This is a genomic window from Pseudoclavibacter sp. AY1H1 (assembly GCF_002931055.1).
Lineage (GTDB): Bacteria > Actinomycetota > Actinomycetes > Actinomycetales > Microbacteriaceae > Pseudoclavibacter.
In genome coordinates, this window is the sequence record NZ_PSXX01000007.1 from 37,002 (window position 1) to 56,882 (window position 19,881).

Sequence of the window (19,881 nt, forward strand, 5' to 3'; positions counted from 1 at the left end):
CCCACCTCACTCAGCGGCACCGGTTGGGGAACCTCGTGCGGACCGTCGCATGCGGCACACGCGTCAGGGGACAAAGTGCGCGCAACGTCCAGCTCAGTGAGGTGTCCCGCGGTGGCTTCCGACAACGCACTCGTTGGAAGCCACCGCCATCCTTACTCCCCTCTCGATGAGCGAGAACGCCCCTCGCTTGAGCCGCGCGCAACGAAGCAGACGACTCGAAGGCGTCTCGACGACTAGCAGGTCCACTAGCCGCAGGCCTCGGCCGCAAGATCCGGCACCTACCTATAAATGCCTCGCGTCCAATGTTCCCCGCATCGGGACGGTCGAGGGTTCGCGTGCTGTTGTTCTGCGGGTCTAGGACTGTCCACCCGCTGCAATCAGCGGGTGAGGAACTCGACGGCGACCGGGGCGAACTGGTGGTGGTACTGGAAGATGCCGCCGTGGCCCGAGTCGGAGTACATGACGAGCTCGGAGCCGGAGATGCGCCTGTGCAGGTCGTTGGAGAGCACCGACGGCACCATGCGGTCGTTGTCGCCGTTGGCGATGAGGGTCGGCTGCGTGAGGGTCGAGAGGTCGGAGGGCGCGGAGCGGCCGTAGCGCTGGATGGCCCCCAGCTGCGTCTGGAACGCCTTCAAGCTGATCGACTTGTCGCGGTCGACCGTGCGCTCGGACAACCGGGCGACGAACGCCTTCGCAGCCCGCTTGCCACGGTCGTCACGGTTGAAGAAGAGGAACTCCTTGATGTCGGAGCGGGTGAGGATGGAGCGCACGAGGTCGAGGTAGGTGACGCCGACGACCTTGTCCATGTCCTTGCCGCCGCGCGGACCGGTGCCCGTGAGCACGAGCCGGCGCACCAGGTCCGGGTGCTTGACGACGAGGTCCTGCGCGATCATCCCGCCCATGGAGAACGAGAAGATGTCGACCTTGTCGTAACCGAGCGCGGTGATGAACTCGTACGCGTGGTCGGCGGCTTCCTCGATGGTGCCGGGGACGACGCCCGTCGAGGCGCCGACGCCGCGCTGGTCGAAGGTGATGACGTGGCGCTTCTCGGCGATGGGGTCGACGATGCGGGGGTCCCAGTTGTCGAGCGTGGCCGCGAGGTGCACGAAGAAGATGACGGGGATTTCCTCCTTCGGGCCCAGCTCCCGGTAGGCGTAGCTGATGCCGCCCACGGTGATGCTCTTCGCCGGGGCGAGCGTGTAGGAGGTGACGACGGGCTCATTGGATGCAGTGCTCATGATGTTCTCTCTTGGAACTTTGAGGGGGTTGGTGGGGTGTGGCCGCCGATGGTCAGCGGCTGCTGATGACTGCCTTGCCGCGAAGGCCGCCGTCCCTCAGCGACTCGAGCGCGCGCACGGTCTCGTCGAAGGGGAAGACTCGCCCCACTATCGGCTTGATCGCTCGACGCTCGATGAGCGCGGAGATCTCACGCAGCTGCTCGCCGCTCGCGCGCATAAAGAGGAAGCGGTAGTCGACGCCGAGTCGTTTCGCCTGCTTGCGGATCTTGCCGCTGAGCCCGGCGATCGCGAGGCGCAGCACGGGGTTCAGGCCGGCACTCCGGGCGAAGTCGGGGGTGGGGGGACCGGAGATGCCGACGGCGATTCCGCAGGGCCCCAGGATGCGGAGCGACTTCTCGAGGTTCTCGCCGCCGAGGCTGTCGAGCACGAAGTCGTAGCCGCTGAGGAGCTGCTCGAAATCCTCGTTGCGGTAGTCGATCGTGTGGTCGGCGCCGAGCTCGCGAGCAAACGCCGCGTTGGATGCGCTGACGGTGGTGGCGACCTCTGCTCCGAGGTGCTTCGCGAGCTGGATCGCGATCGACCCGACACCACCCGATCCGGCGTGGATGAGGACCTTCTGCCCACGCTGCACGTTGCCGATCTCGACGAGCGCCTGCCAGGCGGTGAGGGCGACGAGCGGGAGCGAGCCCGCCTCTTCCATGGAGATGGAGGACGGCTTGGGCGCCACATCCGCTTCGTCGACCGCGATGCGCTCGGCGAACGTGCCGATGCGGTGGTCGCGGGGCCTCGCGTAGACCTCGTCTCCCGGACGGAACCCGCGAACCGCGGCGCCGACCCGAAGCACCGTACCGGCGACATCGTGCCCGAGGGTCAGCGGCAGCTTGTACGGCAGGATCTGCTTGAACTCGCCGATGCGGATCTTCTCGTCGAGCTGGTTCACCCCCGCGGCCTGCACCTGGACAAGCACGTCGTGCTCTCCCATGATCGGCTCCGGGATATCGGCCTCTCGCAGGGACGTCTTGTACGTGGAGAAGGTGAACGCTCGCATGGGTGAGGCTCCGGATTCGGGGATCGAGTTGCTGAATCGCTCCGCATTTGCCGAGCTTACTCAATTCTGAGTTAACTCAGTAATTCTGTCAACCAGCCTTACCCAGGGACCACCGATCCCTGGATGAGCGAGCCCTGAATCGAAGAAGATCAACCCAGCAGAGTGGTTCCAGCAGCCAGACTGCACCTTCGCCTCACCGGTGAAGCGATCTCGACACCGACACCACTCAGGAGCATCCCGTGCCCAAGAACCGCGACATCCCAGTCCCCTCCCTCACCGGCAAGCTCGCCCTCGTCACGGGTGCGAGCGACGGCATCGGCATCAACATCGCCGCCAGGCTCGCCCGTGCCGGCGCGACGGTCATCATGCCGGTCCGCAACCGCGCCAAGGGCGAGAAGGCGGCGGCGCGCATTCGAGGAGCGAACCCGGATGCGAAGCTCGAGCTGCGCCAGCTGGACCTCTCCTCGCTGGCATCGGTCTCGGCCCTCACCGAGGAGCTCGTCGAAGACGGGCGCCCCATCAACATCCTGATCAACAACGCCGGGGTGATGACACCACCAGAGCGCCGCACCACGAGCGACGGCTTCGAGCTGCAGTTCGGCACCAACCACCTCGGCCACTTCGCCCTCACGACCGGCCTGCTCCCCCTCCTCACGGAGGGCAAGGCGCACGTCACGACGCAGATCAGCATCGCCGCCAACCAGGGCGCCGTGAACTGGGACGACCTGAACTGGGAGCGCAGCTACAGCAACATGGGCTCGTACAGCTCGTCGAAGATCGCGACCGGCCTGCTCGGGATGCACCTGCACCGCCTCAGCGAGGCGAACGACTGGGGCATCCAGAGCAACCTCTCGCACCCTGGCGTCTCACCCACGAATCTCCTCGCCGCGCAGCCGGGCATGGGGCGAGCCAGCGACACCACCGAGGTCAAGATCATCCGCCTCCTCTCGCGGGTCGGCATCACCGGCACCCCGCAGAGCGCCGCCCTCCCCGCCGTCCTCGCTGCCACGAGCCCCGACGCGAAGGGTGGCCGCCTCTACGGCCCGAAGGGCCCAGGCCACATCGGCGGCCGCCCGGCCGAGCAGACGCTCTACTCGCGCGTCGCGAGCGAAGCGGATGCACGCCGCCTGTGGGAGCTCTCCGAACAGCTCGTCGCCGAGCACGTCGCCCGCTAGCCTCGCCTCATGGACAGAGCCCAGCTCGCCGACTTCCTCCGCAGCCGCCGCGAGGCGCTCCAACCCGAGGACGTCGGCCTGACGAAGGGACCCCGCCGACGCACGCAGGGGCTGCGGCGCGAGGAGGTCGCAGCACTCAGCGACATGTCGGTCGACTACTACAGTCGCCTCGAGCAGAGCCGCGGCCCCCAGCCGTCGGAGCAGATGCTCGCCGCCATGGCCCGTGGCCTGCGGCTGACGGCCGCGGAACGCGACCACCTCTTCCACCTCGCCGGCCACCAGGCACCGCGGCGCGCCATCAGCGGCGAGCACGTGGCCCCCGGCCTCATGCGCATCCTCGACCGCCTGGCCGACACCCCGGCGCAGGTCATGACGGCCATGGGCGAGACGCTCGTGCAGACACCGGCCGCGCGTGCCCTCTTCGGCGACGAGACCCGCTTCGTCGGCAACGCCCGCAGCGTCGTCTACCGCTGGTTCACGGCGCCCAGCGCCCGCGACGTCTACCCGTCGACCGACCACGAGAAGCTGTCTCGAGCGTTCGCCGCGGATGCTCGCAGCTTCGCCGCCCAGCAGGGTCCAGGCTCTCGAGCGCAGCGGGTCGTGGATGCGCTCCTCGCCGAGAGCCCGGAGTTCGCCGCAATCTGGGCCGACCACGAGATCAACGCGACGCACGAGCTCGAGAAGCGAGTGCAGCATCCCGAGCTCGGGGCCATGGAGGTGCACTGCCAGTTCCTCATCGACCCCGCGCAGCACCAGACGCTGCTCGTGCTGACGGCCACGCCTGGCACAGAGAGCTACGACCGACTGCAGCTGCTCTCGATCATCGGCACGCAGCGCCTCACCGCCGACGCCTGACTCAGGCGCCCGGCGTCCGGCGTCCGGCACCCGACGACTGGCGTCCGACGTCCGACATCCGGCGTCCGGCGTCCGGCGTCCGAACACCCGCGCCCGTCGTCCGGCGTCCGAACACCCGCGCCCGGCGCCCTGCACCCGAACGCGCGCGCCCAGGCCGTGGAGTTGTGGCTTGTTGCTGCTGCGCGACGTCGCCACGACGTCACGCCACAACTCTGCGGTGGCCGTGCCTCTGCTCGGGGCGGGGGCGGGGCGGGGCGCATGTTTTCGTTGCATTCGCTGTGTCGGTACACAGTGGATGCGCATGCGTGGCACCTAACCTGGCGGCGCCGTCGGAGATACAGCTCCGGCGGCCGACGACTGCCGCGGGCGAGCGACGTCACGCGGACAACCAGACGACAAAGGAGTTGCGACATGACAGATTTCACCGGACGCTCAGTGGTCATCACCGGCGGCGCGGGCGGCATCGGCGCGGCGACAGCTGAGGAGTTCCTCAAGCTGGGCGCACGCGTGGCCCTGGTCGACCTCTTCCCGGAGCCCCTCGAGGCCGCGCGCGAACGCCTCTCGGCGCACGGCGAGGTCATCGCGATCGCCGCGGATGTCACCGACGAGGCCGACGTCGAGCGCTACGTCGCCGAGACCATCGAGGCGTTCGGGACGATCGACGTGTTCTTCAACAACGCGGGCATCGAAGGCGCCGTCGGCCCGCTCACGGAAGCGAGCGTCGACAACTACGAGAAGGTCTTCGCCGTCAACGTGCGCGGCGTCTTCCTCGGTATGAAGCATGTCCTCAAGGTCATGACCGAGCGCGGCGGCGGCAGCATCATCAATACGTCCTCGGAGGCGGGCCTCGACGGGGCGCCAGGCGTCTCCGCCTACGTCGCGTCGAAGCACGCCGTGGTCGGCTTCACGAAGTCCGCCGCGCTCGAGGTCGCCCCGACCGGGGTGCGAGTCAACAGCATCCACCCGTCCGGCGTGAACACGCAGATGGTGCGGCGGCTGGAGGAGGGCTTCGGCGGCGGCGACACGGAGGCCGCGAAGGCCGGGTTCCAGGCCGCTATCCCGATGGGCCGCTACGCCGAGCCGCTGGACATCGCTCGAGTCGTCGTGTTCCTGGGCTCCGACGAGGCGTCGTTCGTGACCGGCGCGCAGTGGCGCGTCGACGGCGGCAACGGAGCCCGCTAACCCCGCGCTCCCACCCCGCGCGCCGCACCCGCGCCCGCGCCCCGCACCCCGCGCACCCACCCCGACGCGAAGAGGTCAGTTTCGCCCCATCCTGGGCCTCAGGATGGGGCGAAACTGACCTCTTCGGCGCTTGAGACGCGGGTAGCGCGGGGGTTCGGCGGGATGCGGCGCGGCGCGGAAGGTGGCGGTCGCGAAGCGGGCTCGGGAGCGGCGCGGAAGCCAGCGCGGCTCGGGAGCGGCGCGCGCGCGGCGCACGAAGCGGCGCGAACGCCGAAAAGGTCAGTTTGGCCCCATCCTGGGCCTCAGGATGGGGCGAAACTGACCTCTTCGGCGCTCGAGACGCGGGTGGTTCGGCGGAAGGCGCGGCGCGGGCTTACGCGTCAGGCGGGCGCTTGGCGCGGGAAGCGCGCGTACGCGGTGCCGAGGCTTTCGCGCGGGTTCGCTTCGGGCGCCGCTCGTCGGCGTCGGCGTCGGCTTCGTCCTCGGCATCGTGGATGCGCGCCGGCCGCCACACGACGACCTCGGTGCGGCGGGCCGTGCGGCGGCCGTGGGCGAGGGGCACGACATCGCCGCGCTCCCCGGCCGCGAAGATGCGACCACCGAGCCTCGTGAGACGCTCGTCGGCGAGTTCCGCCTCGAGCGCCCGGACGCGGCGGCGCAGTCCCAGCACCTCGCGCTGCAGCTCGAGCACGCGGGCGATGCCCTCGAGACTCACGCCCTCGTTCGAGAGCACCGCGATCTCACGCAGCTGCGCGACGTCGCGAAGCGAGTACCGCCGCACGCGCCCGGCCGTGCGCCGAGGCGTGACGAGGCCCATCCGGTCGTACTGGCGAAGCGTCTGCGGGTGCATGTTCGCGAGCTCCGCCGCCATGGCGATCGCGAAGATGGGGGCGTCCTCGTCGAGGTCGGAGGGGAATGCCATGGGCGTCCCCTACCTGCCTTGGCGCGCGAGACGCAGCAGGTCCTCGCGGGGGCTCTCGTCTCCGGATGCGGCGACGAAGTCGGCGAGCGCCTTCTCCTGCGCGCTCGACAGGTGATTCGGCACGGCCACCTCGAGGTGCACGAGCAGGTCGCCCTTGCCCTTCTTCGACTCGATACCCCTGCCCTTCACGCGGAGCGTCTTCCCGTTCGGCGTGCCCGGCGCGACCTTGACGCGCACGGTCTTGCCGTCGACGGTCGGCACCTCGATGGTGGCGCCGAGGACTGCCTCAGCGAAGGAGACCGGCACGGTCACCTCCAGGTTGAGGCCCGAGCGCGTGAAGACGGGGTCGGGTCGCACGGCGACGGTGAGGATGAGGTCTCCGGCTTCGCCGCCGTTCGGGCTCTGCCCGCCCTTGCCGCGGAGGCGGATCTTCTGCCCGTCCTCGACGCCGGCGGGAACGCGGACCTTCACGACCCGCCCATCCTGCCCCTGCAGCTCGACCGTGTCGCCGTGGATGGCGGTCATGAAGCTGAGCGTCGTGGATGCGCTCTGGTCGCGCCCCTTCTGCGGTCCGGTCTGGAACCCGGCAGGCCCGCCGGCACCGCCGCCGAAGCTGCCTGCTCCGAAGCCACCGCCACCACCGCCGAACATGGAACCGAGGAGGTCCTCGAAGTCAGCGTTCGACGCGCCGCGGCGTCCGCCGCCGCCGTTGAACATGCCGCCGAAGACGTCCTCGAAGCCCGCGCCACCTGGACCGCCTGGCCCCTGCTGGAAGCGGGCGCCCGAGCCCATGGCGCGCATCTGGTCGTACTCGGCGCGGTGCTCTGGGTCGGAGATGACCGAGTAGGCCTCGGAGATCTCCTTGAACTTCGCCTCTGCGGCAGTGTCGCCCGGGTGCGAGTCAGGGTGATACTGACGCGCGAGCTTCCGGTACTGCTTCTTGAGGTCTTTTTCGTCTACGTCCTTCGATACGCCGAGCACCGCGTAGAAGTCCTTGTCAAACCAATCCTGACTGGCCATATGGTCCTTCTGTTCCTAGGGATGAGCACGTGTCTTCCGGATGAAGACAGGAGGGGGCCCGCAGCTGCGGTGCCCCCTCCCGTGTTCGATCGGGCGGATGCGCCGATCGCGGTGCTTATGAAGCGGGTACGAAGACTGCTGCCTTCGCGACGCGGACGACGCGCTCGCCGATGGTGTAGCCGCGTTCGACGACGTCAGCGATCGTGTCGCTCGTGACCTCGGGGTTCGGCAGCTGTGCGATGGCCTCGTACCGCTGGGGGTCGAAGGCCTCTCCGGCTTCACCGTAGGCGGTGAGGCCGAGGCGCTCGACTGCGGTGCGCAGCTTGTTCGCGATGACGGCGACCGGGGTGTCTTCGATGAGGTCGCCGTGCTTCTGGGCACGGTCGAGGTCGTCGAGGACGGGGAGGAGGGACCGGAGCACTTCCGCCTTGGTGGCGTCGTGGGCCTCGGTCTTCTCGCGGTCGGTGCGGCGGCGGTAGTTGGCGTACTCCGCCTGGACGCGCTGCAGGTCGTGGAGGCGCTCCACTGCGAGATCGCTCTCGCCGGGGGTGCCTTCCGTTGGCGCGTCTTCTGCACCTTCGCCGCTGAGGAGCTTCTCGAGATCCTCGACGCTCAGGCCTTCAGCCGCGGCTTCAGCAGCCTGGCCGGCGGCCGGGTCGGCGTCGTCCGGTGTGGACTCCGCCGACTCGGCCCCAGCAGCCGTGCCGAGGTCGCGAACTTCGCCAGTCTCCGGGTCGATCCGACGCTTGTCGTTGATGATCGGCTCGTTTGCTTCTCCCGAGTTCTCGGGGCCGCGTGCTTCTGACTCGTTTCGCTCTTCAGCCATGGTTACTTCTTGTCCTTGTCGTCCTCGTCGTCCACGACCTCGGCGTCGACGATGTCATCGTCGGCTGCCTGGTCTCCGGCGGGTGCGTCGGCCGCGGGGGCCTCTGCTGCCTGCTCAGCCTGGGCGGCGGCGTAGATGGCCTCGCCGAGCTTCGTCTGGCTGGTGTTGAGCTTGTCGAGCGCCGACTTCACGGCCGCGTCGTCGTCGCCTGCGAGGGCCGTCTTGAGCGCGTCGACATCGCCCTGGACCTCGTTCTTGACGTCGGCGGGGAGCTTGTCGTCGTTCTCGGTGAGCACCTTCTCGACCTGGTAGACCGTGGTCTCGGCGATGTTGCGCTGCTCGGCGCCTTCGCGGCGCTTCTTGTCTTCTTCCGCGTGCTCTTCAGCCTCGCGGACCATGCGCTCGATGTCTTCCTTGCCGAGGCTGGAGCCGCCGGTGATCGTCATCGACTGCTCCTTGCCCGTGCCCTTGTCCTTTGCGGAGACGTGCACGATGCCGTTGGCGTCGATGTCGAACGTGACCTCGATCTGCGGCATGCCACGGGGGGCCGGTGCGATGCCGGTGAGCTCGAAGGTGCCGAGGTTCTTGTTGTCGCGGGTGAACTCGCGCTCGCCCTGGAAGACCTGGATCTGCACGGACGGCTGGTTGTCGTCGGCCGTCGTGAAGGTCTCGCTGCGCTTGGTCGGGATGGCCGTGTTGCGCTCGATGAGCTTGGTCATGATGCCGCCCTTGGTCTCGATGCCGAGGGAGAGGGGCGTGACGTCGATGAGGAGGACGTCCTTGCGCTCGCCCTTCAGCACACCAGCCTGGAGTGCGGCGCCGACCGCGACGACCTCATCCGGGTTGACGCCCTTGTTGGCCTCCTTGCCGCTGAGCTTCTTGACGAGCTCGGCGACTGCGGGCATGCGGGTGGAGCCACCGACGAGGACGACGTGGTCGATCTCGTCGACCTTGATGCCGGCTTCGCGGATGACGTCTTCGAACGGCTTGCGGGTGCGCTCGAGGAGGTCCTTCGTGAGGTCCTCGAACTTCGCACGCGTGATGCTCGTGTCGAGGTTCGCGGGGCCGTTCTCCGTGAGGGAGAGGTAGGGCAGCTGGATGCTGGCGCTGGTGGAGCTGGAGAGCTCCTTCTTCGCCTGCTCAGCGGCTTCCTTGAGGCGCTGGAGCGCGATCTTGTCGTTCGCGACGTCGACGCCGGTCTGCGACTTGAACTCGGTGATGAGGTACTTGACGAGACGGTCGTCCCAGTCGTCGCCGCCGAGGCGGTTGTCACCTGCGGTGGAGCGCACCTGGATGGTGGAGAAGTCGTCGTCCTTGCCCACTTCGAGGAGGGAGACGTCGAACGTTCCGCCACCGAGGTCGAAGACGAGGATGAGCTCGTCTTCCTTGCCCTTGTCGAGGCCGTACGCGAGTGCGGCGGCGGTGGGCTCGTTGATGATGCGGAGCACGTTGAGGCCAGCGATCTCGCCGGCTTCCTTCGTGGCCTGGCGCTCGGCGTCGTTGAAGTACGCGGGGACGGTGATGACAGCGTCGGTCACCTTGTCGCCGAGGTACTGCTCAGCGTCGCGCTTGAGCTTGCCGAGGATGCGCGCGGAGATCTCCTGCGCGGTGTACTTCTTGTCGTCGATGGCCTGGGTCCAGGTGGTGCCCATGTGGCGCTTGACGGATCCGATGGTGCGGTCGACGTTCGTGACGGCCTGGCGCTTGGCGGTCTCGCCGACGAGGACGTCGCCGTCCTTCGTGAATGCGACGATCGACGGGGTGGTGCGGAAGCCCTCGGCGTTTGCGATGACCTTCGGCTCGCCACCTTCGAGGACTGCGACGCAGGAGTTCGTTGTTCCGAGGTCGATTCCAACAGCACGTGACATGTGTGGTTCTCCTTTTGTAGTGCTTGTCTGTTCTGAGTCTTCGTCGGCTCTGGTTCTGTGCTCCGAATCGGAGGCATGAAGACCTGAGCCGTCTGCGCTCAAGTTTACTCAGCACGGTGCACGCGTCAAGCTGGGCGGCTGAGAGTTGAGTGGGAACGACTCAAGTCTGCGCACACAGGCCAGCACCATCAGGCGACCCGGATGACCAGCCGTTCGAACGTGAAGGCGTTCGAGACCTCTCGGCGCCAGCGAACGATGTCGGTGCGACCGCGGAACGTGGGGCGCAGGTGCCGCCGTGGTTCGGCGGCCGGCCGCCTCACGGCTCCTGGAACTCCACCGGGAAGTCGGCGATGTGCAGACCTGATGCGCCGATCGCGGACTCGATCGCCGAGTGCTGCGAGGCGGGTGCGGTGATGTTGACGCGCTCGACGCCGTCGATGGGCGTGCCGCCGCCGTCTGCCCTGAAGAAGCTGACCTCGTGACGCTCGGCGAGGTCGGTGAGCAGCGCGAGGTAGGGCTCCTGTTGACCGGGAAGGATCGAGGCGCCGAGCGTCGTGGAGTTGATCTCGAGCTCCTGGTCGTGCGCCAGGCCCGCTGCGGCGAGCAGCGCCTCGGTGTTCTCGACGAGCGGCAGGAGATGGAGGTACCCGTTCGGCGCCTCCGCTATCGACACCAGGGCGAAGCGGCCGTTCTCCCAGATCGACGGCTGCACGGCAAGGCCGGGCACGAGCGCGTCGAGCGCGTCGACAAGCGGCACGGCGTCGAACCCGAAGCTCGGACAGACACCTCCCGACAGCGATCGTCTCGATGAGTCGGTCTGGCTGTGCAGTGACGTTTCGCCCCCAGCGGCCGCCGCGACGTCGATCGACCAGCTGATCGCCTCGGGATGGGCCGACGCGCAGAGCTCGGCCAGGAGGCCGGGCAGGTGCTCCTGTTCGACGTCCACCCCAACCCACGAGATCGGGTCGACGAAGAGCGGCGCCTCGACCCACCGCTCGTGCTGGACGTCGCTGACGCCCGGCAGCGCCTCGACGCGGTCCGCGAACTCGTCGAACTGCGCGGTCGGGCGATCGAAGTGGGTCTCGTTCACCATCCAGCTGAACAGCGTCGCGGCACCGAGCGCGATGCCGATCAGGACGAGCACGACGGCGGCCAGCGACACTCTCGTTGTGATCCGCATGCGCCAACCTCTCCCTTTCTCCCAACGGTGCCACGCGCAGGTCACGGGCCGGTTCACTGCAGACGAACTCCGGGCGAACTCCGCCGGCGGCGCGCCTGCACGCAGGCACTGCACTGGCCAACTTCCGTGATGCTTCGGCCCGGCTGACGTCCATCCGGGCGGGCAGCCCCGCACCATCACGGAAGTTGGCCGGACCGGGCCGGGCCGGGCCGGGCCGGGATGGGCCGACGTCCACGCGGACCCCACCGTCCGCGCGTTCGCCTGCGCGCCGCCTCCCGCGCATAGAATCCGCGCATGGCACTCCCCGGCCGCGCCGACGATGGCGCCCCCTCCTCCAGCGACCCGACCCCGAGCGGGCGAGTCGAGACCGTCGACGGCGGGGCGGCGGTCACGCCCAAGGAGCTGAAGAGGCGCGCGACGGCGTGGGCGCTGTGGGACGTCGGCAATTCCGCCTTCCAGGCCGTTGTCGTCACGTTCGTCTTCGCGACCTACCTCGCGAGCGACCTCTTCATCGACCCGCAGGTCGCGGCGCTGGGCGACGCGAACCCGCTCGACCCGCAGTACCTGGCGGCTCAGGCCGCATCCACGAACGTCATCGCGAACCTGAGCACCGTCGCTGGACTGCTCGTCGCGCTCATCGCGCCGGTCCTCGGACAGCGCTCGGACGGCTCAGGCAAGCGCAAGCTGTGGCTCGGCATCTTCACGGGCATCACCGTGCTCATCATGCTCGCCATGTTCTTCATCCAGCCGGGCGAGGAGTACCTCTTCTGGGGCGCGCTGCTGCTCGCGGTCGGCACGATCTTCGCCGAGCTGAGCGGCGTCAACTACAACGCCATGCTCTCGCAGGTCTCGACGCCCAAGAACGTGGGCCGCATCTCCGGCATCGGCTGGGGCCTCGGCTACCTGGGCAGCATCGTGCTGCTCGTGCTGCTGCTCGTGCTGTTCATCCAGTCGTTCGGCGCGGAGGGCAGGAACGGGGTGCTCGGGGTGCCGAGCGGGGTGGATGGGGGCGCGCTCGACATCCGCTTCGCCATCGTGCTCGCGGCCGTCTGGTACGTCGTCTTCGCGCTCCCCGTCATGTTCAAGGTGCCGGAGATCGCGAAGGACGAGAACCGCCCGAAGGTGGGCTTCCTCGCCTCCTACGGCGTCCTCTTCCGCGTGATCGGGAAGCTCGCGAAGAGCGACCCGAAGCTCCTCCTTTTCCTCGCCGCGAGCGCCGTCTTCCGCGACGGCCTGCAGGCGATCTTCGCGTTCGGGGCGATCCTCGCGGCGCAGGTGTACGGCTTCGCGCCGAGCGAGGTCATCTACTTCGCGGTCGCCGCGAACCTCGTCGCCGGCCTCGGCACGCTCGCTGCCGGCTGGTTCGACGACCGCTTCGGCCCGAAGCTCGTCATCATGGCGTCGCTCGTGTCGCTCACCGCGTTCTCCGTAGTGCTCCTCTTCCTGCCGTCCGAGCAGACCGTGTTCTGGATCTTCGGCCTCGCCCTGTGCCTCTTCGTGGGTCCCGCGCAGGCGGCGAGTCGCTCCTACCTGTCGCGCGCGACGCCTCCCGGGCGCGAGGGCGAGCTGTTCGGCCTCTACGCGACCACGAACCGCGTCGCGAGCTTCATCACCCCCGCCCTGTTCAGCCTCTTCGTGTTCCTCTCCGGCAACCCGAAGATGGGCATCATCGGCATCGGCATCGTGCTCGCCATCGGCTTCCTCATGATGCTGCCCGTGCCGAGCAAGGTGAAGCAGGCGAGCGCGTAGCAGCGGACTCCGCGTCACTCCGGCGGCGCCTCAGGGAACGCCGAATCGGACACTCGATGAACGGCACGTGAACGTGCAGGACTTGCACCCATTGCAAGTTCTTTTGCACTTAGCGTTCCTCGCGTGCTCATCATCAGCCTCGCCAAGCAGCAGGGTCACCTGCTCACGCCGACCGACCGTCGGCTCGTCTCGGCCCTGCAGTCGCAGCCGCTCGAGGCCACCTTCTGGAGCGCGGCCGAGCTGACCGGTCCGCTCCAGCTGCACCAGTCCGCGGCGACCCGGCTCGCGCAGCGCCTCGGGTTCGAGGGCTACCCGCAGCTTCGGGATGCGCTGCGCGCCGACTACCACGGCGGCGACGGCCCCTCGCAGCGCATCAGGGGTCGCCTCGAGCGGCATCAGGCGAGCGACGTGCTCGGTGGATTCGTCGACGACGAGCTCGCTGCGCTCTCCGACCTCCCCCGCCACGTCCAGCAGGGCGAGCTGGATGCGCTCGCCGAGCAGGTGCTGCGCGCCGGCGAGGTGCACCTCTTCGCGCAGGGCAACGCGACCGTGCTCGTCGACCTCATGAGCCGCCGCCTGCAGCGGTTCGGGATGCGCACCGTGCAGCTCACGGGGTCGCGCCGCGACATCGCCGAGCGGATCGCGCGGCTCTCGGCGGGCGACCTCCTCCTGGCCTTCGCCTTCCGCCGGGCGCCCGCCGTGCTCGGGCCGCTGCTCGACGTGGCGGCGGAGGCGGGCGCGCACAGCGCCCTCATCACCGACACCGTCGTGTGGCCTGCCCCGCGCCCGTCGACCATCATCGCCGCGCCCCGCGGCGGCAGCGACGACTACCTCTCCCTGACCGTGCCGATGGCGATCAGCAACGCACTCATCCTCACCATCGCCCGCCGTGCCGAGCCCTCCCTGCGCTCCCTCGACCGCCTCGGCACGCTCCTCGACCGCCTCGACTCCTGACCTGCACCACGACCAGCCTCACCTCGCACCCGGATGCGCCTCGACGCATCCACCCCTCACCGCTCTGCGCTCCACAGACAACGAAGGAACACCCATGCGCTTCCCCGCCCGCCCTCTCGTGACGTCCGCCGCGGCGCTCACCGCCCTCGCGCTCCTCGCCGGATGCTCCACCACCCCGACCACCGGCGACGACGCGGCATCCGCAGTCGACTGGGACTCCCTCAGCCACGACGAGCTCGTCGCGATGGCCGAAGAGGAGGGCACGGTCTCCGTGTACGCCTTCACGAGTCGCGTCGCGAGTATCGAGGAGAGCTTCGAGGCCGCTTACCCCGGCATAGACGTCGTCTCGAGCGACCTCTCCTCGACCGAGCTCATCCAGCGACTCGCGAGCGAGCACACCGCGGGCAGCACGACCGCGGATGTCGCCTACGTGAGCGACGCCCCGGTCGTCGTCACCGAGCTGCTCGCCGACGGCGTGCTGACCCCCTACGTGCCGCCGCGCGTCGCCGAGTCGCTGCCCGCCGAGTTCCAGGCGCCCCTCGTCGCGAATCGCCTCTCGACGAAGGTGCTCATGTACAACGAGGAGGCGCATCCGGATGGCGCCCCGGTCGACAACCTGTGGGAGCTGACCGAGCCGGCGTGGGCGGGCAAGGTCGTCATGGTCGACCCGAACGTGCGCGGAGACTACCTCGACCTCGTGACCGAGATGTCGCTGCGCGCCGACGAGATGGCCGCCGCCTACGAGGAGCACTTCGGCACGCCGGTCGTGCTCGACGAGGGCGTGGACGACGCGGGCCTGCAGTTCATCTCCCAGCTCTACGCGAACGACGTCGTGCTCGTCGACGACACCGACACGGTCAACGCCGCGATCGGCGCCACCGGCCAGGCGAACCCTCCCGTCGGCTTCACCTCGTACTCCGACCGCCGCGACAACGAGGACGAGGGATGGGCGCTGCAGGTGGCCGCGAACGTCGCCCCGTCGCCCGGCATCGCGTTCCCCGCGATGCTCGGCGTCACCGCGAACGCCCAGAACCCGGCAGCCGCGCGACTCCTCATCGACTACATGATGGGCGACGACACCGAGACGGGCGGAGAGGGCTTCGAGCCGTTCTACGTCGCAGGCGACTACCCGACGCGCAGCGACGTGGTCGCGCCAGCCGACGCCGTCTCGCTCGACGAGCTCGGCGCGTGGCGCATCGAGCCGGAGTCGTCCGCCGAGCGTCGCGACGAGATCGCCGACTTCCTCCTCAGCATCCAGTGACGCTCCTCACCAGGTCCGTCAGCCGCGGCCCCGCCCCCGCGCGGGGCGGCGGCTGGCGGACGGTCGCATCGCGAGGCCGCATCGGCGTGCTCGCGGCGGTCGTCATCGCCATCCTCGTGGTCCTCGTGGCGCTCCCCCTCGGCGGCCTCGTCGCTGCAACCGTCGGCGAACGGGGTGCCGGCGCGTGGGGCGACGTGTTCGTGGGGCGCATCGCGGGCAACCTCTTCTGGCAGCCGCTCGGGAACTCGCTGCTCGTCGGCCTCGGAACGGGACTCCTCTCGACCGTGATCGGCGCGTTCCTCGCCTGGGTCGTCGTCATGAGCGACGTGCCCGGCCGGAAGATCATCGGCGCGCTCGCCGCCGTGCCCTTCGCCCTGCCGAGCTTCGCCATCGCGCTCGCCTGGGAGACGGTCTTCCGCAACGACCGCATCGGCGGCTCCCCCGGCCTGCTCCAGTCGTTCGGTATCGCGGTTCCGGATGCGCTGTCCTGGGGAGCCGTGCCGATCACGCTCACGCTCGTCGCGCACTACTTCTCGCTGTCCTTCCTCGTCGTCGCCGCAGCCCTCGCGAACGTCGGCGGGGACCTGCTCGCGGCTGCCGAGCTGACCGGAGCCTCCAGGCTGCGCATCGCCCTGCGCGTGACCCTGCCCTCGGTCGCCCCCGCGCTCCTCTCAGGGTTCCTGCTCGCCTTCGCCGAAGGGGTCAGCAACTTCGCCGTGCCCGCCCTGCTCGGCCTGCCCGTCCGCTTCCAGACCCTGAGCACCCGCCTCTACGGGTCCATCTCGACGGGCGACGTCGAGCGCGGCTACGTGCTCTCGATCCTCCTCGTCGTCATCGCGGCGGCCGTGCTCTTCCTCGGCACGAAGGCCACGGGGCGCGGCTCGTTCGCGACGCTCACCGGCAAGGCGACGCGGGCCCGAGCCGTGCGGACCGGCGTCTGGCGCATCCCGCTGCTCGTCGCCGCATCCACGCTGGTGCTGGTCACGGCGATCGTCCCCGGCATCGTGCTCGCCGTGAGCACCGTGCTGCGGCGCACAGGGCGCGTCGACGGCGGCTTCACGCTGCACTTCTGGACCGGCGGGTCCGACCCCGGCATCGCGCAGGGCGTGCGGGGCATCCTCACCGACCCGACCGTCATCACCGCGCTCGGCGGCACCCTCGCGCTCGGGGCCTCCGTCGCGGTCGGGGCGATCGTGCTCGGCGTGCTCGGCGCCTACGTGCTGCGTCGCCTCCCGCGAGCGCGCGTCACGTCCGGGACGATCTCGTTCCTGTCGTACGTGCCCTTCCTCATCCCCGGCGTCGCGTTCGGGGCCGCGTTCATCGCGCAGTTCGGAACGCCGATCGGCCCGCTCCCCTCGCTCTACGGCACCTTCTGGATCCTGATCCTCGCCGGCGTCGCGGCGAGCGTCCCGTTCGCGTTCCAGACCTCACGGGCCGCACTCGGCCAGGTCTCGAGCGAGCTCGAGGAGGCAGCGACCGTCGCCGGGGCCCGTGGACCGCGACGGCTGGCGCGCATCCTGCTGCCCCTCTCGGCCAGGGGCGTGGTGGGCGGAGGCGTGCTCGTCTTCGTGACCATGGTGCGCGACCTGTCGCTTGTCGTGCTGCTCGTCACGCCAGCCACCCCGCTGCTCTCGACCATGACCTTCCGGTATGCCTCAGAGGGGTTCACCCAGCACGCCAACGCCATCACCCTCATCATCGCCGCCATCTCGGTGGCCGCCACCCTCCTCGCCCGCAGACTGCAGGGCGACCGAAACGCCGGGAGCACCACGTGACCGCCATCACCCTCGACCGCCTCGCGAAGGCGTTCGGCCGCCAGAGCGCGGTGCGCGACATCGATCTCGATATCCCGGACGGCGCCTTCGTCGTGCTGCTCGGACCCTCCGGATGCGGGAAGACCACGACGCTGCGCATGCTCGCGGGGCTCGAGGAGCCGACGGCGGGGCGCATCCGCTTCGGCGACCGGGTCGTCGCCGACGGCGACACGGGCGCGTCCGTGCCGGCGAGCAAGCGCGGGCTCGGCATGGTGTTCCAGAGCTACGCGCTGTGGCCGCACATGCGCGTGCGCGACAACATCGGCTGGCCACTCAAGGTCGCCGGTTGGGGGTCCGCCGAGCGTGACGCTCGAGTCGCCGAGGTGCTCGGCATGCTCGAGCTCGACGGCCTCGCCGATCGCTTCCCGGCCGAGCTCTCCGGCGGCCAGCAGCAGCGCGTCGCCATCGCCCGCACCGTCGCGCCGAAGCCCGGCGTGCTCCTCTTCGACGAGCCCCTCTCCAATCTGGACGCGCGCCTGCGGCTCGACACGCGGGCCGAGCTCGTGAAGGTGCACCGGCTGAGCGGTGCGACGAGCGTGTACGTCACGCACGACCAGGTGGAGGCGCTTGCCATGGCGACCCACATCGCGGTGATGCGCGATGGGGCGATCGAGCAGTTCGGCACGCCGCAGGAGCTGCTCGATCGGCCCGCGACCGCGTTCGTCGCCTCCTTCCTGGGGAGTCCCGCGAAGGTCATGCTCCGCGGGGAGGTCGGGCGGGGGCGCCTCTTCCGGGGCGTGGCCCCGCTCGCCGAGGTGCCCGGCGTCCCGGACGGGGCGACGCTGCACGCCATGTACGCGCCGGAGTCGATCTCGGTCGGGCCCGGCGGGCTCCTCGAGTTCGAGGTGCTCGAGTCGACCCCGGTCGCAGGACGATGGATCACGACGGGCCTCGCGGGCGACGACCGCCTCTCGGTCGTCACCGACCGGGCCCACCAGCCTGGCGAGGCGACGCGCCTGCAGCCGCCGGAGCATCCGGACGCGATCTTCTCGGCGGACGGCTCGCGGCTCGCGGCCGCCGGGGACGCGGCGGGGACCGAGCTCGCGGGGGCGGCCCGATGACCGCGCTGTTGCTGGTCCGCCACGGCGCGACCTCGTGGACCGCCGAGCGCCGCCTGCAGGGGCGCACCGACATCGACCTCACCGCCAAGGGCCGGGCGGATGCGGTGGCGCTGCGGGATGCCGTCTCGGTGTGGGCCCCCTCCAGCGTGGTCGCCTCGCCGCTGCTCCGTGCTCGCTCCACAGCGTCGGCCCTCAGCGACCTCGAGCCGTCGATCGACGAGCGCTGGGCGGAGGCGACGCTCGGCGAATGGGAGGGGCGCGTGCCAGCGGAGATCGGGCCGGACTACGCCGAGTGGCGTGCGGGGCGGCTCGTGCCACCTGGCGGCGAGTCGGCGCCGGCGCTTCGAGCCCGCATCGAGGGCGCCGTCGCCGATGCCGCCAGGCGGCCAGGACCCGTGCTGGTCGTCACCCACGGTGGCACGATCCGCGCGGTCCTCGCGCGCTACATCGGTCTCACCGCGGACCTCATCGAGCCTGTCGCCGCGCCGAGCCTCACGGCGATCGACGTGCAGCACGACGGCTCGGCTCGGCTCGTCGCCTTCAACGTGGCGAGGTAGCGAGCCGCGCCCCGAGTGTTACCCCCGGGGCGCGGCTCGGTGGCGAAATGTCGGTGGTCGGCACAAGACTTGACGCCATGACGAACAGCTCGGCAGGCCAGCTCCCCACGACACTCCTCGGCGACGGCCTCGTGACGACCGTCCAGGGCTACGGCGCGATGAGCCTCAGCGATGCCTACGGGCCCATCGACGACGCGCAGGCGCTGCGCACGCTGCAGCATTCGGTGGATGCGGGCATCACGTTCCTCGACACCGCCAACATCTACGGCGACGGCCGCAGCGAGAGCACCATCGCGAAGATCTTCCCGGCGCAGCGGGAGCGCATCCAGCTCGCCACGAAGTTCGGCATCACGAAGGGCGACGGCGTCGGCAAGCGCGGAGTGCGCGGCGACCGCGAGCACGTCCGCGAGCAGGTCGAGCTCTCCCTCTCGCGCCTCGGCACCGACCACATCGACCTCTACTACCAGCACCGCGTCGACCCGAACGTGCCGATCGAGGACACGGTCGGGTTCGTCTCCGAGCTCGTCGCCGAAGGCAAGGTCCGCCACATCGGGCTGAGCGAGCCGACGGGCGCCGAGATCATCCGCGCGGCCGCCATCCACCCGATCGCCGCGGTGCAGAGCGAGTACAGCATCTTCAGCCGCGACCTGGAGGCGCACGTCATCCCCGCCATCCGCGAGGTCGGAGCCGGGTTCGTGCCCTACTCGCCCGTCAGCCGCGGCCTACTCACCGACTCGTGGGCGGAGCTCGACGCCGTCTCCCCCAATGTGCGTGCCAACTTCCCCCGCTTCTTCCCCGAGAACCTGCCCGTGAACCGCGCGCTTGCCGGCGAGGTCGCCGCTGTCGCCCAGCAGCTCAGCGAAGTGCACGACCGCCACGTCTCCGTCGCCGAGGTCGCCCTCGCCTGGGTCTACGCGAAGTCGGCGGAGTTCGGCGTGCGCGTCTCCCCCATCCCCGGAACCCGCAGCCCGCAGCGCGTCGACGAGAACCTGCGTGCCATCGGCCTCGAGCTGAACGTCAAGCAGCTGCAGCAGCTGGACGCGCTCGCCGACCAGGTCGTCGGCCACCGCTCCGCCGACCCCGCCTGGACCTCCCAGGGCCGCGAAGAGGCCCAGCTCGCTCGCTCCTGACCCGGCGGATCCCCAGCTTGGCGAGTTGCGGGCAAACGAAG

Annotated in this window: 17 protein-coding genes; 10 read left to right on the plus strand and 7 right to left on the minus strand. The window is 69.7% G+C overall.

Features of this window, described 5'->3' with window-relative positions; all coding sequences use genetic code 11:
* Positions 1–377: 377 nt before the first annotated feature.
* Entirely contained in the window at positions 378–1,238 is an 861-nt protein-coding gene (locus C5E05_RS11910; RefSeq protein ID WP_104342050.1) for an alpha/beta fold hydrolase, read from the minus strand.
* Between the two features lie 52 nt (positions 1,239–1,290).
* Positions 1,291–2,286 carry an NADP-dependent oxidoreductase gene (locus C5E05_RS11915; protein ID WP_104342051.1) on the minus strand — a complete coding sequence of 332 codons (996 nt, stop codon included), beginning with the start codon at positions 2,284–2,286 and terminating at the stop codon, positions 1,291–1,293.
* Between the two features lie 239 nt (positions 2,287–2,525).
* Between C5E05_RS11915 and C5E05_RS11920 the strand changes: the two genes are divergently transcribed.
* The 3 genes from C5E05_RS11920 to C5E05_RS11930 all read left to right on the plus strand — a co-directional run bounded on the left by C5E05_RS11920 (position 2,526) and on the right by C5E05_RS11930 (position 5,498).
* Complete coding sequence (locus C5E05_RS11920) at positions 2,526–3,461, plus strand: SDR family oxidoreductase (RefSeq protein WP_104342052.1); 936 nt, start codon at positions 2,526–2,528, stop codon at positions 3,459–3,461.
* 9 nt (positions 3,462–3,470) lie between these two features.
* The gene (locus C5E05_RS11925; RefSeq protein WP_104342053.1) at positions 3,471–4,316 is read left to right on the plus strand and encodes a helix-turn-helix transcriptional regulator; all 846 of its coding nucleotides are present in this window, start codon (positions 3,471–3,473) and stop codon (positions 4,314–4,316) included.
* Between the two features lie 411 nt (positions 4,317–4,727).
* Positions 4,728–5,498, plus strand: coding sequence for an SDR family NAD(P)-dependent oxidoreductase (locus C5E05_RS11930; protein WP_104342054.1), 771 nt, complete (start codon positions 4,728–4,730; stop codon positions 5,496–5,498).
* Positions 5,499–5,871: 373 nt separating this feature from the next.
* Here C5E05_RS11930 and C5E05_RS11935 read toward each other — a convergent pair whose 3' ends face one another.
* The 5 genes from C5E05_RS11935 to C5E05_RS11955 form a co-directional block, all read right to left on the minus strand.
* On the minus strand, positions 5,872–6,420 hold the full coding sequence (locus C5E05_RS11935) for a heat shock protein transcriptional repressor HspR (protein WP_104307463.1): 549 nt from the start codon (positions 6,418–6,420) through the stop codon (positions 5,872–5,874).
* Between the two features lie 9 nt (positions 6,421–6,429).
* Positions 6,430–7,440 carry a DnaJ C-terminal domain-containing protein gene (locus tag C5E05_RS11940; RefSeq protein WP_104243659.1) on the minus strand — a complete coding sequence of 337 codons (1,011 nt, stop codon included), beginning with the start codon at positions 7,438–7,440 and terminating at the stop codon, positions 6,430–6,432.
* Positions 7,441–7,555: 115 nt separating this feature from the next.
* Positions 7,556–8,266 (minus strand): nucleotide exchange factor GrpE, encoded by a 711-nt coding sequence (locus tag C5E05_RS11945; protein ID WP_104342055.1) that lies wholly within the window; start codon positions 8,264–8,266, stop codon positions 7,556–7,558.
* 2 nt (positions 8,267–8,268) lie between these two features.
* Positions 8,269–10,134 (minus strand): molecular chaperone DnaK, encoded by a 1,866-nt coding sequence (gene dnaK, locus C5E05_RS11950; protein WP_104307464.1) that lies wholly within the window; start codon positions 10,132–10,134, stop codon positions 8,269–8,271.
* A 316-nt stretch (positions 10,135–10,450) separates the two neighbouring features.
* A complete protein-coding gene (locus tag C5E05_RS11955; protein ID WP_146081106.1) occupies positions 10,451–11,314 on the minus strand; it encodes a hypothetical protein in 864 nt (287 codons plus the stop codon).
* A gap of 294 nt (positions 11,315–11,608) precedes the next feature.
* Here C5E05_RS11955 and C5E05_RS11960 point away from each other — a divergent pair, with 294 nt between their 5' ends.
* From C5E05_RS11960 to C5E05_RS11990, 7 genes are all read left to right on the plus strand, one after another.
* Positions 11,609–13,063, plus strand: a complete 1,455-nt coding sequence (locus C5E05_RS11960) for an MFS transporter (protein ID WP_104342057.1) — start codon at positions 11,609–11,611, stop codon at positions 13,061–13,063.
* Positions 13,064–13,186: 123 nt separating this feature from the next.
* The gene (locus C5E05_RS11965) at positions 13,187–14,017 is read left to right on the plus strand and encodes a MurR/RpiR family transcriptional regulator (protein ID WP_104243669.1); all 831 of its coding nucleotides are present in this window, start codon (positions 13,187–13,189) and stop codon (positions 14,015–14,017) included.
* Positions 14,018–14,111: 94 nt separating this feature from the next.
* Positions 14,112–15,278, plus strand: a complete 1,167-nt coding sequence (locus C5E05_RS11970) for an ABC transporter substrate-binding protein (RefSeq protein WP_104342058.1) — start codon at positions 14,112–14,114, stop codon at positions 15,276–15,278.
* Positions 15,275–17,053: an iron ABC transporter permease gene (locus C5E05_RS11975; protein WP_104342059.1), complete on the plus strand. Its 1,779-nt coding sequence runs from the start codon at positions 15,275–15,277 to the stop codon at positions 17,051–17,053. Before C5E05_RS11970 ends, C5E05_RS11975 begins: the two co-directional genes overlap by 4 nt.
* A complete protein-coding gene (locus C5E05_RS11980; RefSeq protein ID WP_104342060.1) occupies positions 17,050–18,153 on the plus strand; it encodes an ABC transporter ATP-binding protein in 1,104 nt (367 codons plus the stop codon). The genes C5E05_RS11975 and C5E05_RS11980 overlap by 4 nt, the downstream gene beginning before the upstream one ends.
* Positions 18,150–18,710: a histidine phosphatase family protein gene (locus tag C5E05_RS11985; protein WP_104342061.1), complete on the plus strand. Its 561-nt coding sequence runs from the start codon at positions 18,150–18,152 to the stop codon at positions 18,708–18,710. The genes C5E05_RS11980 and C5E05_RS11985 overlap by 4 nt, the downstream gene beginning before the upstream one ends.
* A 77-nt stretch (positions 18,711–18,787) precedes the next feature.
* On the plus strand, positions 18,788–19,840 hold the full coding sequence (locus C5E05_RS11990; protein ID WP_104342062.1) for an aldo/keto reductase: 1,053 nt from the start codon (positions 18,788–18,790) through the stop codon (positions 19,838–19,840).
* Positions 19,841–19,881: the final 41 nt, after the last annotated feature.

What these genes read in the sequence shown, in the direction of transcription:
- C5E05_RS11930 (WP_104342054.1), top strand. Translation starts at nt 4,728, where the DNA reads ATGACAGATTTCACCGGACGCTCAGTGGTCATCACCGGCGGCGCGGGC.
- C5E05_RS11925 (WP_104342053.1), top strand. Translation starts at nt 3,471, where the DNA reads ATGGACAGAGCCCAGCTCGCCGACTTCCTCCGCAGCCGCCGCGAGGCG.
- C5E05_RS11940 (WP_104243659.1), bottom strand. Translation starts at nt 7,440, where the DNA reads ATGGCCAGTCAGGATTGGTTTGACAAGGACTTCTACGCGGTGCTCGGC.
- C5E05_RS11910 (WP_104342050.1), bottom strand. Translation starts at nt 1,238, where the DNA reads ATGAGCACTGCATCCAATGAGCCCGTCGTCACCTCCTACACGCTCGCC.
- C5E05_RS11990 (WP_104342062.1), top strand. Translation starts at nt 18,788, where the DNA reads ATGACGAACAGCTCGGCAGGCCAGCTCCCCACGACACTCCTCGGCGAC.
- C5E05_RS11935 (WP_104307463.1), bottom strand. Translation starts at nt 6,420, where the DNA reads ATGGCATTCCCCTCCGACCTCGACGAGGACGCCCCCATCTTCGCGATC.
- C5E05_RS11960 (WP_104342057.1), top strand. Translation starts at nt 11,609, where the DNA reads ATGGCACTCCCCGGCCGCGCCGACGATGGCGCCCCCTCCTCCAGCGAC.
- C5E05_RS11955 (WP_146081106.1), bottom strand. Translation starts at nt 11,314, where the DNA reads ATGCGGATCACAACGAGAGTGTCGCTGGCCGCCGTCGTGCTCGTCCTG.
- C5E05_RS11985 (WP_104342061.1), top strand. Translation starts at nt 18,150, where the DNA reads ATGACCGCGCTGTTGCTGGTCCGCCACGGCGCGACCTCGTGGACCGCC.
- C5E05_RS11915 (WP_104342051.1), bottom strand. Translation starts at nt 2,286, where the DNA reads ATGCGAGCGTTCACCTTCTCCACGTACAAGACGTCCCTGCGAGAGGCC.
- dnaK (WP_104307464.1), bottom strand. Translation starts at nt 10,134, where the DNA reads ATGTCACGTGCTGTTGGAATCGACCTCGGAACAACGAACTCCTGCGTC.
- C5E05_RS11970 (WP_104342058.1), top strand. Translation starts at nt 14,112, where the DNA reads ATGCGCTTCCCCGCCCGCCCTCTCGTGACGTCCGCCGCGGCGCTCACC.
- C5E05_RS11945 (WP_104342055.1), bottom strand. Translation starts at nt 8,266, where the DNA reads ATGGCTGAAGAGCGAAACGAGTCAGAAGCACGCGGCCCCGAGAACTCG.